The following is a 15,042-nucleotide window of genomic DNA, read 5'->3' as shown; positions in this document are numbered from 1 at the left end:
CTAGCTGAAGCGTTTCAGTCGATTAAATGTTCGACAATTAACCAATCAGTCGCAGTTTGCGACAGGTAAGGTTTCCCCGGACGATTTGCTGGATTACTCTGTCTGGCAAATTTGCTCAGGGAAAGCCTTGCAGGAGATCTATGACCGTACGCGTAGCGATAAATGGCTTCGGTCGCATCGGGCGTAATGTGGTTCGTGCTTTGTATGAATCAGGACGTCGGGCGGAAATTACCGTGGTGGCAATCAACGAACTGGCGGATGCTGCGGGCATGGCGCATTTGTTGAAATACGACACCAGCCATGGCCGTTTTGCCTGGGAAGTTCGCCAGGAACGCGATCAGCTTTTTGTTGGTGGTGACGCCATCCGCGTATTGCATGAACGTTCACTGCAATCGCTGCCCTGGCGTGAACTTGGCGTTGATGTGGTCCTTGACTGTACCGGCGTATATGGCACCCGCGAGCATGGCGAAGCACACATTGCCGCCGGGGCCAAAAAAGTGCTCTTTTCACATCCTGGCAGTAATGATCTCGACGCAACTGTTGTTTATGGCGTCAATCAGGATCAACTTCGGGCGGAACACCGCATCGTTTCTAATGCCTCCTGTACCACGAATTGCATAATTCCCGTCATCAAATTGTTAGATGATGCGTACGGTATTGAATCTGGCACTGTGACCACAATTCACTCCGCCATGCACGATCAACAGGTTATTGATGCGTACCATCCTGACCTGCGCCGCACCCGGGCTGCCAGCCAGTCGATCATTCCGGTCGATACAAAACTGGCCGCCGGTATCACACGATTTTTTCCGCAGTTTAACGATCGCTTTGAGGCGATTGCGGTACGTGTGCCGACCATCAACGTGACGGCAATCGATTTAAGCGTAACGGTGAAGAAACCGGTAAAAGCCAATGAAGTCAACCGATTGCTGCAAAAAGCAGCACAAGGTGCATTTCATGGTATAGTTGACTATACGGAATTGCCGTTGGTCTCTGTAGATTTTAACCACGATCCGCACAGTGCCATTGTCGATGGCACCCAAACCCGGGTCAGTGGCGCACATCTGATCAAAACGTTGGTCTGGTGCGATAACGAATGGGGCTTTGCTAACCGAATGCTTGACACGACGTTAGCGATGACCGCTGTTGCCTTCAGGTAAGACGCGTGCGCGTCTGCAAAACTTTTAGAATCAACGAGAGGATTCACCATGTCTGTAATTAAGATGACCGATCTGGATCTTGCTGGGAAACGTGTATTTATCCGTGCGGATCTGAACGTACCAGTAAAAGACGGGAAAGTAACCAGCGATGCGCGTATCCGTGCTTCTCTGCCGACCATCGAACTGGCCCTGAAACAAGGCGCAAAAGTGATGGTAACTTCCCACCTGGGTCGTCCTACCGAAGGCGAGTACAACGAAGAATTCTCTCTGCTGCCGGTTGTTAACTACCTGAAAGATAAACTGTCTAATCCGGTTCGTCTGGTCAAAGATTACCTCGACGGCGTTGATGTTGCTGAAGGTGAACTGGTTGTTCTGGAAAACGTTCGCTTCAACAAAGGCGAGAAGAAAGACGACGAAACCCTGTCCAAAAAATACGCTGCACTGTGTGACGTGTTCGTAATGGATGCATTCGGTACAGCTCACCGCGCTCAGGCTTCTACGCACGGTATCGGTAAATTTGCTGACGTTGCATGTGCAGGCCCGCTGCTGGCGGCTGAACTGGACGCGCTGGGTAAAGCACTGAAAGAACCAGCTCGCCCGATGGTGGCTATCGTTGGTGGTTCTAAAGTTTCTACCAAACTGACCGTTCTGGACTCCCTGTCTAAAATCGCTGACCAACTGATCGTTGGTGGTGGTATTGCTAACACCTTTATCGCGGCACAAGGCCACGATGTGGGTAAATCCCTGTACGAAGCTGACCTGGTTGACGAAGCTAAACGTCTGCTGACCACCTGCAACATCCCGGTTCCTTCTGATGTTCGCGTAGCAACTGAATTCTCTGAAACCGCTCCGGCTACCCTGAAATCGGTTAACGACGTGAAAGCTGACGAGCAGATCCTGGATATCGGCGATGCTTCCGCACAGGAACTGGCTGAAATCCTGAAGAATGCGAAAACCATTCTGTGGAACGGTCCGGTTGGTGTGTTCGAATTCCCGAACTTCCGTAAAGGGACTGAAATTGTGGCTAACGCTATCGCAGACAGCGAAGCGTTCTCCATCGCTGGCGGCGGTGACACTCTGGCAGCAATCGATCTGTTCGGCATTGCTGACAAAATTTCCTACATCTCCACTGGCGGCGGCGCATTCCTCGAATTCGTGGAAGGTAAAGTACTGCCTGCAGTAGCGATGCTCGAAGAGCGCGCTAAGAAGTAAAAAATCACAGGGCAGGGAAACCTGCCCTTGTTGCAGCGCGCTCATGTAGCACGCAATTTTTCATACTCTAAATAATTCAAGACGCAGCACATACAACTTGAAGTATGAGGAGTATAAGGCCCGACGATACAGGACAAGAGACATGTCTAAGATTTTTGATTTCGTAAAACCTGGCGTAATCACTGGTGATGACGTACAGAAAGTTTTCCAGGTAGCAAAAGAAAACAACTTCGCACTGCCAGCAGTAAACTGCGTCGGTACTGACTCCATCAACGCCGTACTGGAAACCGCTGCTAAAGTTAGAGCGCCGGTTATCGTTCAGTTCTCCAACGGTGGTGCTTCCTTTATCGCTGGTAAAGGCGTGAAATCTGACGTTCCGCAGGGTGCTGCTATCCTGGGTGCGATCTCTGGTGCGCATCACGTTCACCAGATGGCTGAACACTATGGTGTTCCGGTTATCCTGCATACTGACCACTGTGCGAAGAAACTGCTGCCGTGGATCGACGGTCTGCTGGACGCGGGTGAAAAACATTTCGCTGCTACCGGTAAACCGCTGTTCTCTTCTCACATGATCGACCTGTCTGAAGAGTCTCTGCACGAAAACATCGAAATCTGCTCTAAATACCTGGCGCGCATGTCCAAAATCGGCATGACTCTGGAAATCGAACTGGGTTGCACCGGTGGTGAAGAAGACGGCGTGGACAACAGCCACATGGACGCTTCTGCACTGTACACCCAGCCGGAAGACGTTGATTACGCATACACCGAGCTGAGCAAAATCAGCCCGCGTTTCACCATCGCAGCTTCCTTCGGTAACGTACACGGTGTTTACAAGCCGGGTAACGTGGTTCTGACTCCGACCATCCTGCGCGACTCTCAGGAATATGTTTCTAAGAAACACAACCTGCCGCACAACAGCCTGAACTTCGTATTCCACGGCGGTTCCGGTTCTACTGCTCAGGAAATCAAAGACTCCGTAAGCTACGGCGTAGTTAAAATGAACATCGATACCGATACCCAATGGGCAACCTGGGAAGGCGTTCTGAACTACTACAAAGCGAACGAAGCTTACCTGCAGGGGCAGCTGGGCAACCCGAAAGGCGAAGATCAGCCGAACAAGAAATACTACGATCCGCGCGTATGGCTGCGTGCCGGCCAGACTTCAATGATTGCTCGTCTGGAAAAAGCATTCCAGGAACTGAACGCAATCGACGTTCTGTAAGATATTCCTTTCTGCTTATCTCAAGGCCCGCTCTGCGGGTCTTTTTTTCGCCAGAAGAAAAATTGCCTGATGCGCTGTGCTTATCAGGCCTACACGTATCCTGCAATATCTTGAATTTTCATGTTTTTGTAGGCCGGATAAGGCGTTTACGCCGCATCCGGCATGACAAAGCGCACATTGTCATCTGTCTGAGAACCCGCTCAGCGGGTCTTTTTTCGCCAAAAGAAAAATTGCCTGATGCGTTGTGCTTATCAGGCCTACACGTATCCTGCAATATCTTGAATTTTCATGTTTTTGTAGGCCGGATAAGGCGTTTACGCCGCATCCGGCATGACAAAGCGCACATTGTCATCTGTCTGAGAACCCGCTCCGCAGGGCTTTTTTTCGCCAAAAGCAAGGTGATGGATAGGGGAAATCTGTGATCTATTTGGCAAAATTATTATTTTTTGTTTACCCTTGTCTGACTGTCCGCCATATGGCGGCGGAGTTTTTCTCCATTTTGAGTCAGTTGAAAAGGAATATTGAATGGAAGATTTGAATGTTGTCGATAGCATAAACGACGCAGGGAACTGGTTGGTGAATAACCAGGCACTGCTGTTAAGCTATGCTGTAAACATCGTGGCGGCACTCGCGATTATCATCATTGGTTTGATTGTGGCGAGGGTTTTCTCCAACGCGGTGAATCGCCTGATGATCTCCCGTAAAATCGATGTCACTGTTGCTGATTTTCTTTCTGCATTAGTTCGTTATGCGATTATTGCCTTTACGCTAATCGCAGCACTGGGTCGCGTGGGCGTACAAACGGCATCGATTATTGCTGTTCTGGGCGCCGCAGGTTTAGCCGTTGGTCTGGCCTTGCAGGGGTCTTTGTCCAACCTGGCCGCTGGCGTATTGCTGGTACTGTTCCGCCCGTTCCGTGCCGGCGAATATGTTGATCTCGGCGGGGTTGCGGGTACTGTGCTGAGTGTGCAGATTTTCTCCACCACCATGCGCACCGCAGACGGTAAAATTATCGTTATTCCGAACGGGAAAATTATTGCTGGTAATATTATTAACTTCTCTCGCGAGCCAGCGCGCCGTAACGAGTTTATTATTGGCGTGGCATATGATTCTGATATCGATCAGGTTAAGCAGATCCTGACCAATATTATTCAGTCCGACGATCGTATTTTGAAAGATCGTGAAATGACTGTTCGCTTGCATGAACTTGGCGCATCTTCGATTAATTTTATCGTTCGTGTCTGGAGCAAAAGCGGCGATCTACAAAATGTTTACTGGGACGTTCTGGAGCGTATTAAACGCGAGTTTGATGCCGCAGGTATCAGCTTCCCGTATCCGCAAATGGATGTGAACTTTAAGCGGGTAAAAGAGAACAAAGCGGCATAATCAACGCTGAGGCCAGATAATTTTATCTGGCCTCTCTCTTATTAGTTATTCTGATTGCCAATTAATATTATCAATTTCTACTAATGTTATTCCCGCGCTATAGTCTCCGCGTCAGATAATTAAATCGGAATAATTAACGTGATATCTTATTATTTTCAAGGGCTTGCTCTTGGTGCTGCAATGATCCTGCCGATTGGCCCACAAAATGCGTTTGTAATGAACCAGGGGATTCGTCGCCAATACCATATTATGACGGCCTTGCTTTGTGCACTCAGCGATTTGCTGCTTATTTACGCCGGTGTTTTTGGCGGTAGTGCGTTACTCATGCAGTCGCCATGGCTGCTGGCGCTGGTGACCTGGGGCGGCGTTGCCTTTTTGCTGTGGTATGGTTTTGGTGCTTTTAAAAACGCAATGAGCAGCAATACTGAGCTAGTCAGTGCCGGGATGATGAAGCAGGGACGATGGAAAATTATCGCCACTATGTTGGCAGTCACCTGGCTGAATCCGCATGTTTATCTGGATACCTTTGTGGTATTGGGCAGCCTGGGTGGGCAGCTGGCCCCGGAGCCAAAACGCTGGTTTGCACTTGGTACGATTAGTGCTTCTTTTCTGTGGTTTTTTGGCCTGGCGTTGTTAGCAGCCTGGTTGGCGCCGCGTCTGCGGACTGCCAATGCACAGCGTATTATCAATATTATTGTGGGTGGTGTGATGTGGTTTATCGCCCTGCAACTGGCGAAAGATGGCATTGCTCATGTACAAGCCTTATTCAGTTAGGCGCTATCTGATGGAAAATTAAAACAGAACCGCTAAGCTTGCATCCAGAGGTCCTGAAATTGTGGGCAAGTCAATTAACACGGAGAGACTAACGTGAAGTTCAAAGTTATCGCCCTGGCGGCATTGATGGGTTTTAGCGGGATGGCGGTGCAAGCTAACGAATTGCCGGATGGACCGCATATTGTTACCTCCGGTACGGCAAGTGTCGATGCGGTGCCAGATATCGCCACTCTTGCTATTGAAGTTAACGTGGCTGCGAAGGATGCTGCTACAGCTAAGAAACAGGCGGATGAACGCGTTGCGCAATATATCTCTTTCCTTGAACTCAATCAGATAGCCAAAAAGGATATTCGTTCTGCGAATTTACGGACCCAGCCAGATTACGATTACCAGGACGGTAAAAGTATTCTGAAAGGTTACCGGGCTGTGAGAACGGTAGAAGTGACGTTGCGTCAGTTAGACAAACTAAATTCTTTGTTGGATGGTGCGCTGAAGGCCGGGCTTAACGAGATTCGTTCTGTTTCGTTAGGCGTGGCACAGCCGGATTCTTATAAAGATAAAGCGCGCAAAGCGGCGATCGATGATGCGATTCATCAGGCGCAGGAGCTGGCTGCCGGTTTTAATCGCAAATTGGGGCCGGTTTACAGTGTGCGCTACCATGTTTCAAACTATCAACCAAGCCCAATGGTACGGATGATGAAAGCGGATGCCGCCCCGGTTTCTTCTCAGGAAACCTATGAGCAGGCTGCAATTCAGTTTGATGATCAGGTCGATGTCGTCTTCCAGTTAGAACCTGTTGATCAACAACCAGCAAAATAATACATCCAGCCCGACTCATTCGTCGGGCTAATATCTTCACCTGATATTGCCTTCTTTTTCTGTAAGTTTCTGTAAAACCATGACGCAATCACCTATCTTTGTCCGTGATTTTATTAAGGATAGGCTTACTGAAACGGTTAAGCGGATAGGGATGTCGGTGGAGAGCAGGTATGGATATTTTTATTTCGAAAAAGATGCGCAATTTTATTTTATTAGCGCAAACTAATAATATTGCCAGGGCAGCAGAAAAAATACATATGACTGCCTCGCCATTTGGCAAAAGTATTGCCGCTCTGGAAGAGCAAATTGGTTATACACTGTTTACCCGCAAAGATAATAATATTAGCCTCAACAAAGCAGGGCAGGAACTTTATCAAAAACTTTTTCCTGTTTATCAACGGCTTTCTGCTATTGATAATGAGATCCATAACTCAGGGCGTCGTTCACGTGAAATTGTGATTGGTATCGATAATACTTATCCGACAATTATTTTTGATCAGCTAATCAGCCTCGGCGATAAGTATGAAGGAGTGACAGCACAGCCGATTGAGTTCAGTGAAAATGGCGTTATCGACAACCTTTTTGATCGCCAGCTTGATTTTATTATCTCCCCACAGCACGTCTCCGCTCGCGTGCAGGACCTGGAAAATCTGGCGATCAGCGAATTGCCGCCGCTACGACTGGGCTTTCTTGTTTCTCGCCGTTATGAAGAGCGACAAGAACAGGAACTGCTACAGGAGTTGCCCTGGTTACAGATGCGCTTTCAGAACCGGGCGAACTTTGAAGCGATGATTGATGCGAACATGCGCCCTTGTGGGATCAATCCAACCATTATTTATCGTCCATACAGTTTTATGGCCAAAATCAGCGCCGTAGAGCGTGGACATTTCCTTACGGTGATCCCGCATTTTGCCTGGCGCCTGGTAAATCCGGCAAAGCTGAAATATTTTGATGCGCCGCATACGCCAATGTATATGCAGGAATATCTTTATTCGATTAGAAATCATCGATATACCGCCACGATGCTTCAATATATTGCTGAAGATCGTGACGGTACGAGCAATTAACCCAACATTGAGCCGGTTTCGATCAGATTGCGGTGTAGATCGAAAACATGGTTTAGATCGTGATGAATATGACCGCCTGGCGCATTTTCCAGATAGCGATGCAGATAATCCCGGTACATGGGGTGAGCGCAGTTATCAATAATAGAACGGGCGCGTTGAAGTGGAGACAGGCCGCGAAGATCGGCGATCCCTTGCTCCGTGATGATCACTTTCACACTGTGTTCGCTGTGATCGACATGACTGCACATTGGCACAACGGTTGAGATCTTACCCTCTTTAGCAATAGATGGCGCCATAAAGATCGACAGATAAGCGTTACGTTCGAAATCACCGCTTCCGCCGATACCATTCATCAAATCAACGCCGGCAACGTGCGTGGAGTTGGCGTGCCCGTAGATATCAAACTCCAGGCCGACGTTCAGGGCGATAACGCCAAGACGGCGGATAATTTCTGGATTATTGGAAATTTCCTGTGGTCGCAGCACAATGCGACTGGCGAAATAGTCCATATTGTCGTAAATCTTGCGCAGTGAATCGGCAGAAACCGTCAGACTTGAAGCACTGGCGCCGGTAACTTTTCCGGTTTCTAACAGATGCACGACAGATTCCTGTAGTACTTCCGAATACATCATAAATGAAGGAATATCCGGGTTTTCGCCCAACCTCGCCATTACTGCGTTATTGATGTTACCTACTCCGCTTTGCAGCGGTAGAAACTCTGGTGGAATGCGTCCGTTTGCCATCTCATTCAGCAAAAAGGTCACTACATTGTCGGCGATTTGCTGACAAATAGGGTTCTGCTTATCGAGTACGTTACCGGCATCGGGGAGGTTGGTTTCCACGACAGCGACAATTTTTTTCGGATCAATTTGCACATAGCGAGTGCCAACGCGATCCATCGCATGAAAGATCGGAACGCTATTGCGGCGTGGAGGGGCGCCGGGAGTCACAATATCGGCCAGTTCGGCGACACGCGGATCGTGATAGTGATTGAGTTCAATGATCACTTTCTTCGCTCGCAATAACCAGGTCGGGGCATTACCAATCCCGCTGGTTAACCAGACTCGACCATCCGGCGCTATCGCAGACGCTTCAATTACCGCAATATCAATCTCGCCGAAGAAACCGTAATTGACCATTTGTGCCACTTCACTCAAATGCAGATCAACAAAGCTCACCGATCCCTGATTGATTTTCTTACGCAAACCCGACGATGTTTGATACGGCGCGCGCCATGAGACTGCATCGGCTTCAGAGAGAACATCGTCAGCGGCGGCGCTAATCGATGCCCCGGTCAGCAAGCGAATTTGATACGGTTTCTTCGCTTCATGTTGTTCGCTGGCGCGACGGGCAATAGCGACAGGCAGAGCCTTTGGTGAACCTGCGGGAGTAAAACCGCTGAATGCCACCATATCGTTATGCTGGATAATTTCCGCCGCTTCATCGGCGCTCATCCTTGTCCAGGAAATATTCATCCTTTACTCCTTCGTTCGCAGGCCATTAATGGCCGACGAAATTAGGTTTACGTTTTTCCAGGAATGCATTCATACCTTCCTGATAATCATCGCTGTCATAAACGGCGCGTCGCATACCCTGAATACGTTCGAATTCATCTGAATTCATGGTGTGTGCTTCGCCAAGTACGCGCAGTTCTTCTTTAATTACCGCAATCGCCAGTGGCGCTTTTTCCGAAATGTGATGTGCCATTTGTAAGGTGAAGTCTTCCAGTTCTTCGACGTCAACAACGTGGTTGAGAATGCCGACGGCCAGCGCGCGCTGAGCGGTGATAGGCGAAGCGGTAAAAATCAGCTCTTTGACGATGTGGAAACCTGCATCGCGGGTCAGGTTGTGAATGCCAACCAGGTTATATGGTACGCCCAGGTTGACCGGCGTCATTGAGAAGGTCGAAGAACTGGCGGCGATGATCAGATCTGAGCTCATGATCATTTCAAACGCGCCCCCCCAGACGCTGCCTTCGACCATCGAAATGATTGGCTTCGGGAATTTCTGGATCATGCGGGTGATCTGGCGCAGCGGATCGTCGTAGGAGAGAGGATCGCGACCGCCTGATGGCAGTTCATGAATATCATGGCCTGCGGAGAAAACTTTCGATCCACTCGGCGCTCGCAGGATAATACAACGGATTTCTGGTCGGTTAAGATCGCTTAACGCCTGAATCAGGTCATCAATAAATACTTTACTTAACGCATTGAGTTTGCGGGTATAGTTGAACTCAATGATCGCAACTTTGTTGATAGTGACAACATTAACATACTGATAAGACATACAAATTCCCTTAATCAAAATACTGCGTCTGAATAAATTCACTGAGCTGTCGCAGGCCGGTGCGTGGCGAAAGCGTATTGTTTTTGACCGCTAACAATGTCTGGTGGTAATAGCGACTGAAATCTTCATTAGCGAACAGGTGGTGCAGCACTTCTTCTTCGGTTTGCTTACGTAGCCATTCCACCGATTGTTGCTGCCGTACCTGCTGCAAACGGCCACTGGCAGTGAGCGCTGTTTTGAAATCAATGATTGTGCGCCAGATCTCATCAATACCGTGTTTTTCCAGCGCGCTACAGGTGAGGACCCGTGGCTGCCATTCATCGTATTTGCGACGCATAATATGCAGGGCGCTCTCATACATATGGCGGGCAATGGCGACATTCGCATGGTTATCTCCATCGTCTTTGTTAATGACGATCAGATCCGCCATTTCCATCAGCCCCTTTTTGATACCCTGTAGATCGTCGCCGCCGCCGGCAATTTGCAGTGAGATAAAACAGTCCACCATGCGGGCCACTTCCGTTTCTGACTGACCGACGCCGACCGTTTCGATAATCACCACGTCATAACCCGCCGCTTCACATAACAGCATTAACTCCTGGGCCCGCTGGCTGGCGCCGCCAAGGTGACAGGCTGAAGGAACCGGGCGAATAAATGCTGCATCGGAACGCGCCAGTTCAGTCATTCTGGTTTTATCCCCGAGAATGCTGCCACCTGTGACCGGGCTGCTGGGATCAACGGCGATAATCGCAACTTTTAATCCCTGGCGAATTAGCAACATGCCAAAAGTTTCAAGAAAGGTACTTTTCCCTGCGCCTGGCGTGCCGGTAACGCCCAGCCGGAGGGCGTTACCGCAAAATGGCATGATGGCGTCAAGCAATCGGGTGCTGAGCGCCTGATGACGAGGATGACGGCTTTCCACCAGGGTCATTGCCTGGGCGAGCGTGGTGCGCTCACCCAAACGTAAGCGCCGGATACTGTCTGCAAGCGAGGCTTCATTAATCATGATGTTGACTGATGCGGGTCAGCACATCGCGCACGCTGTCGAGCATGGGGGTGCCAGGACCATAGATCGCTGCCACGCCGCGCTCTTGCAAGAAGGCATAATCCTGCGGCGGAATAACGCCGCCGGCAACCACGCAGATGTCTTCACGTCCCCATTTCTTCAATGCTGTAACCAGTTCTGGTATCAACGTTTTATGACCCGCCGCCAGTGAGGATGCGCCAACGACATGAACGTCGTTTTCCACTGCCAGACGAGCGATCTCTTCCGGTGTTGAGAACATAGGGCTTAAATCGACATCAAAACCGAGATCGGAGTAGGCGCTGGCGATCACTTTTGCTCCGCGATCGTGTCCATCCTGGCCCATTTTGGCGATCAGAATACGGGGACGGCGACCGTTTTCGGTGAGGAACTGGTTTGTTTGCGCAACGATAGCGTCGAATTCGGCGGCTGATTTATCGGACTGATGGTAGCTTTGCGCAATCACGCCAGTAACACACTGGCTCGGTACCAGATAACGGTCAAATGCGGCTTCCAGCGCATCGGAGATTTCGCCCAGCGTCGCACGAACACGCGCGGCGTTAACGGCGGCTGCCAACAGGTTTTCATTATGCTGTGCTGCGTGAGTCAGGGTGTTCAGAGCGGCTGTTACTGCTGCATCATCACGGGCGGCGCGAATGCGTTCCAGTGAAGCAATTTGCTCGTTACGCACCATTACGTTGTCGATCTCAAGTACATCAGTTTCGTCTTCGTGATCCAGTTTGTACTTGTTAACGCCAACGATCACACGCTTGCCCTGATCGATAAGCGACTGCTCGCGCGCGGATGCTTCTTCGATCATTCGTTTTGGTAAACCGGCTTCGATCGCTTTCGCCATCCCGCCTGCTTCATCGATCTGCTGAATGATGGATCTGGCTTGTTTCACGATCTGATCGGTCAGTGATTCGATGTAATAAGAACCGGCCAGAGGATCGACTGTGCGACAGATTTCTGACTCTTCCTGAATGATGATCTGCGTGTTGCGGGCAATGCGTGCCGAGAAATCGGTGGGCAGACCAAGCGCTTCATCAAATGCGTTAGTATGTAGCGATTGCGTTCCGCCCAGAGTGGCCGCCAGCGCTTCAATGGTTGTGCGGATGACGTTGTTATACGGATCCTGTTCAGTCAGACTCCAGCCGGAGGTCTGACAATGGGTGCGCAGCGCCAGCGATTTCGGGTCCTGGGCGCCGAATCCGCTGACCGCTTCACTCCACAAATAACGTGCCGCGCGCAGCATAGCGACATTCATAAACAGATCCATGCCAATGCCAAAAAAGAATGACAGACGCGGTGCGAAGTCATCAATCTTCAGCCCAGCGGAGATTGCTGCTTTGATGTATTCAATGCCATCGGCAAGGGTAAACGCGACCTGCTGTACGCAGTTCGCGCCCGCTTCTCCCATGTGGTAGCCGCTAATACTGATGGTATTAAAGCGCGGCATGTTACCGGAACACCAGGCGATGATGTCGGCGATAATGCGCATGGACGGTTTTGGCGGATAAATGTAGGTATTGCGACAGAGATATTCTTTCAGGATATCGTTCTGAATGGTGCCAGTCAGTTTTTCGGGCGTAACGCCTTGTTCTTCGGCGGCAACGATATAAAACGCCAACACCGGCAGGACTGCACCGTTCATGGTCATCGAAACTGACATTTTATCCAGCGGGATCTGGTCGAACAGCACCTTCATATCTTCCACCGTGTCGATTGCGACGCCCGCTTTACCGACGTCGCCCGCGACGCGTGGATTATCAGAGTCGTAGCCACGGTGAGTTGCCAGGTCAAATGCAACGGAAAGTCCTTTTTGCCCGGCGGCGAGGTTACGACGATAAAAGGCGTTGGACTCTTTTGCGGTGGAGAAACCGCATATTGACGGATAGTCCACGGTTGGGCGGTATACATGGTTGCGCGAGGACCACGCACGTAGGGCGGCGAACCAGGAAGAGTACCGGTCACTTCCAGATTGTCGAGATCGGCTTCGGTATACAGCGGCTTGATGGCGATCCCTTCCGCGGTTTGCTTCACCAGCGAGTCGACGGTTTTCTCCCGACGGCTCAATTCCTTGTTGGCAAGCTGTTGCCACTCCTGCACGTTAGACATTATCTGCTCCATAAAACGCAATAAAAATGAGGGTATTTGCGCTTACGGTGAACTTTTTACGCTGATTTGTCGCCAGCAAAAAAAATGCATTGAGGCGTCGTTTTTTGCCGTGTGAGATTTGTCTGTTTTGTGATGGAATTCAAAGAATATAAAAAGATATTGGTGGAATGCCTGATATGTGCTACCAGGCATTAAGTGATTGATTACTCTTGACGAAGAACCTTGTGACCATAGTCAAGTAACGCATCGGTTACTTTACGCATCATGCGGCTTTCAGGGGCAAAACGGTGCCAGTAGAGCATCCGCCGTTGAAATAGTCCGGGTGTCAGGTTGATCAACTCGCCGCTGTCCAGCTCTTTCTCAATTTGCAGGTGCGGAATCATACAGCAGGTTGTTCCCTGACGAGCGAGCTGCACGAACGCTTCTGATGAGTTAACGATATGGCATGGCACGCTACCTGGCGGCAAATCGAAGTTTTGTTGCAAGAATGCCTGGTGCATATCGTCAAGATGGTCAAAGGCGACGACTGGCGCTTTCAGCAATGCAGAACGCGTTACACCGTTGGGGAAATATTTTTCGGCAAACGGTTTGGAACTGACAAAGAGATAGTCGAGCGCGCCCAGTTTATCTACAAGACAACTGGGCAGCGCCTGGTGTTGAATACTCACTGCGCCAACGACTTCGCCGCGACGCAGACGTTCCTGGGTACGGGTTTCGTCTTCCACCTGTAAGTTCAGGCGGATAGGCGAGTCTGCCAGCACAGGGGCCAGCGCCGGAAGCAACCAGGTTGCCAGACTGTCGGCGTTAACCGCCAGTGAGAGTAATAGCGGAGTTGAACCGGTTTGTTCATCGCCCAGCCACTCTTCTTCCAGCAATTCAACCTGGCGAAGCAGCGCCAGCAATTTTTGCCCTTGTTCTGTTGGACGTGGCGGGACCGTACGCACCAATAACGGCTGCCCGAACATATTTTCCAGTTGCTTAATACGTTGTGAGACTGCTGATTGCGTAATGCACAATTTCTGTGCTGCGCGCTCAAATCCTCGTTCACGTATCACTGCATCCAGTGCCTGTAATGATCTGTAGTCCGGGCGTTTCATTGCTTTGGCCTGCTCCTGAAATTTTCTTATGCCGAACTATGACATAATTTTGCATTGGATACAGAGCAAATCCACTATCTACGTGCCTTCGCGGGGATATTTTTCTCATTAATGATCTATAATGCGCCTTGAATTTCATATCACAGGCGAAACGATCATGACGCAGGATGAATTGAAAAAAGCAGTAGGATGGGCAGCACTTCAATATGTTCAGCCCGGGACCATTGTTGGCGTAGGCACGGGGTCAACCGCCGCACATTTTATTGATGCGCTCGGCACGATGAAAGATCAGATTGAAGGTGCGGTTTCCAGTTCTGAAGCATCCACTGAAAAACTGAAAAGCCTCGGCATTCACGTTTTTGATCTCAATGAAGTGGACAGCCTCGGCATCTATGTTGATGGCGCTGATGAAATCAACGGCCATATGCAGATGATCAAAGGCGGTGGTGCGGCGCTAACGCGTGAAAAAATAGTTGCTTCAGTGGCGAAGAAATTTATCTGTATTGCGGACGCCTCTAAGCAGGTTGATATTCTGGGTAAATTCCCGCTGCCGGTAGAAGTTATTCCGATGGCGCGTAGCGCAGTAGCGCGCCAGCTGGTGAAATTGGGTGGCCGACCGGAATACCGTCAAGGCGTGGTAACCGATAACGGTAACGTGATTCTCGACGTTCACGGTATGGAAATTCTTGACCCTATAGCAATGGAAAACGCGATTAACGCTATTCCTGGTGTTGTTACTGTTGGTCTGTTTGCTAACCGTGGTGCGGATGTTGCACTGATTGGCACGGCTGACGGTGTCAAAACCATTGTGAAATGAGCTGACGGGGGAACGAGTTCCCCCGCTAAAATTTTTGTACTGTTAAATTTGGTGACATGT

At 49.9% G+C, this 15,042-nt stretch carries 12 protein-coding genes and 1 pseudogene; 8 read left to right on the top strand and 5 right to left on the bottom strand.

Features of this window, described 5'->3' with window-relative positions; all coding sequences use genetic code 11:
• The first annotated feature begins 140 nt into the window (after positions 1-140).
• The 7 genes from epd to srsR all read left to right on the top strand — a co-directional run bounded on the left by epd (position 141) and on the right by srsR (position 7,640).
• Positions 141-1,160 carry an erythrose-4-phosphate dehydrogenase gene (epd, locus tag PS053_RS09930; protein WP_000218488.1) on the top strand — a complete coding sequence of 340 codons (1,020 nt, stop codon included), beginning with the start codon at positions 141-143 and terminating at the stop codon, positions 1,158-1,160.
• 48 nt (positions 1,161-1,208) lie between these two features.
• The gene (pgk, locus tag PS053_RS09925; protein ID WP_000111269.1) at positions 1,209-2,372 is read left to right on the top strand and encodes a phosphoglycerate kinase; all 1,164 of its coding nucleotides are present in this window, start codon (positions 1,209-1,211) and stop codon (positions 2,370-2,372) included.
• Between the two features lie 142 nt (positions 2,373-2,514).
• Positions 2,515-3,594, top strand: a complete 1,080-nt coding sequence (fbaA, locus tag PS053_RS09920; RefSeq protein WP_000034391.1) for a class II fructose-bisphosphate aldolase — start codon at positions 2,515-2,517, stop codon at positions 3,592-3,594.
• Positions 3,595-4,119: 525 nt separating this feature from the next.
• The gene (mscS, locus tag PS053_RS09910; RefSeq protein ID WP_125060495.1) at positions 4,120-4,980 is read left to right on the top strand and encodes a small-conductance mechanosensitive channel MscS; all 861 of its coding nucleotides are present in this window, start codon (positions 4,120-4,122) and stop codon (positions 4,978-4,980) included.
• A gap of 138 nt (positions 4,981-5,118) precedes the next feature.
• Positions 5,119-5,754, top strand: a complete 636-nt coding sequence (gene argO / locus PS053_RS09905) for an arginine exporter ArgO (RefSeq protein ID WP_256878854.1) — start codon at positions 5,119-5,121, stop codon at positions 5,752-5,754.
• A 93-nt stretch (positions 5,755-5,847) separates the two neighbouring features.
• Complete coding sequence (locus PS053_RS09900) at positions 5,848-6,573, top strand: oxidative stress defense protein (protein WP_000669821.1); 726 nt, start codon at positions 5,848-5,850, stop codon at positions 6,571-6,573.
• Positions 6,574-6,743: 170 nt separating this feature from the next.
• Positions 6,744-7,640, top strand: a complete 897-nt coding sequence (srsR, locus tag PS053_RS09895; RefSeq protein ID WP_000350796.1) for a LysR family transcriptional regulator SrsR — start codon at positions 6,744-6,746, stop codon at positions 7,638-7,640.
• Here the strand turns inward: srsR and scpC are convergent.
• The 5 genes and pseudogenes from scpC to argP all read right to left on the bottom strand — a co-directional run bounded on the left by scpC (position 7,637) and on the right by argP (position 14,165).
• Complete coding sequence (gene scpC / locus PS053_RS09890; protein ID WP_001027665.1) at positions 7,637-9,115, bottom strand: propionyl-CoA:succinate CoA transferase; 1,479 nt, start codon at positions 9,113-9,115, stop codon at positions 7,637-7,639. The two genes, srsR and scpC, sit on opposite strands and share 4 nt — an antisense overlap.
• Positions 9,116-9,140: 25 nt before the next feature.
• Positions 9,141-9,926, bottom strand: a complete 786-nt coding sequence (scpB, locus tag PS053_RS09885) for a methylmalonyl-CoA decarboxylase (RefSeq protein ID WP_000122071.1) — start codon at positions 9,924-9,926, stop codon at positions 9,141-9,143.
• A 10-nt stretch (positions 9,927-9,936) separates the two neighbouring features.
• Entirely contained in the window at positions 9,937-10,932 is a 996-nt protein-coding gene (gene meaB / locus PS053_RS09880) for a methylmalonyl Co-A mutase-associated GTPase MeaB (RefSeq protein ID WP_059228123.1), read from the bottom strand.
• A pseudogene (gene scpA / locus PS053_RS09875) lies at positions 10,925-13,068 on the bottom strand (methylmalonyl-CoA mutase). The gene meaB and the pseudogene scpA overlap by 8 nt, the downstream one beginning before the upstream one ends.
• Before the next feature lie 203 nt (positions 13,069-13,271).
• A complete protein-coding gene (gene argP, locus PS053_RS09870) occupies positions 13,272-14,165 on the bottom strand; it encodes a DNA-binding transcriptional regulator ArgP (protein ID WP_000828341.1) in 894 nt (297 codons plus the stop codon).
• 157 nt (positions 14,166-14,322) lie between these two features.
• On the opposite strand from argP, the gene rpiA reads away from it, so the two are divergent.
• Complete coding sequence (gene rpiA / locus PS053_RS09865; RefSeq protein ID WP_002461336.1) at positions 14,323-14,982, top strand: ribose-5-phosphate isomerase RpiA; 660 nt, start codon at positions 14,323-14,325, stop codon at positions 14,980-14,982.
• Positions 14,983-15,042 lie beyond the last annotated feature (60 nt).

This window comes from Escherichia albertii, assembly GCF_028622335.1.
In the GTDB taxonomy this organism is placed as follows: Bacteria; Pseudomonadota; Gammaproteobacteria; order Enterobacterales; family Enterobacteriaceae; genus Escherichia; species Escherichia albertii.
Note: the sequence above shows the minus strand (reverse complement) of the source record. Positions and strands in the feature narration are given on the sequence as shown.

What these genes read in the sequence shown, in the direction of transcription:
- fbaA (WP_000034391.1), top strand. Translation starts at nt 2,515, where the DNA reads ATGTCTAAGATTTTTGATTTCGTAAAACCTGGCGTAATCACTGGTGAT.
- pgk (WP_000111269.1), top strand. Translation starts at nt 1,209, where the DNA reads ATGTCTGTAATTAAGATGACCGATCTGGATCTTGCTGGGAAACGTGTA.
- scpC (WP_001027665.1), bottom strand. Translation starts at nt 9,115, where the DNA reads ATGAATATTTCCTGGACAAGGATGAGCGCCGATGAAGCGGCGGAAATT.
- argP (WP_000828341.1), bottom strand. Translation starts at nt 14,165, where the DNA reads ATGAAACGCCCGGACTACAGATCATTACAGGCACTGGATGCAGTGATA.
- meaB (WP_059228123.1), bottom strand. Translation starts at nt 10,932, where the DNA reads ATGATTAATGAAGCCTCGCTTGCAGACAGTATCCGGCGCTTACGTTTG.
- mscS (WP_125060495.1), top strand. Translation starts at nt 4,120, where the DNA reads ATGGAAGATTTGAATGTTGTCGATAGCATAAACGACGCAGGGAACTGG.
- srsR (WP_000350796.1), top strand. Translation starts at nt 6,744, where the DNA reads ATGGATATTTTTATTTCGAAAAAGATGCGCAATTTTATTTTATTAGCG.
- rpiA (WP_002461336.1), top strand. Translation starts at nt 14,323, where the DNA reads ATGACGCAGGATGAATTGAAAAAAGCAGTAGGATGGGCAGCACTTCAA.
- epd (WP_000218488.1), top strand. Translation starts at nt 141, where the DNA reads ATGACCGTACGCGTAGCGATAAATGGCTTCGGTCGCATCGGGCGTAAT.
- scpB (WP_000122071.1), bottom strand. Translation starts at nt 9,926, where the DNA reads ATGTCTTATCAGTATGTTAATGTTGTCACTATCAACAAAGTTGCGATC.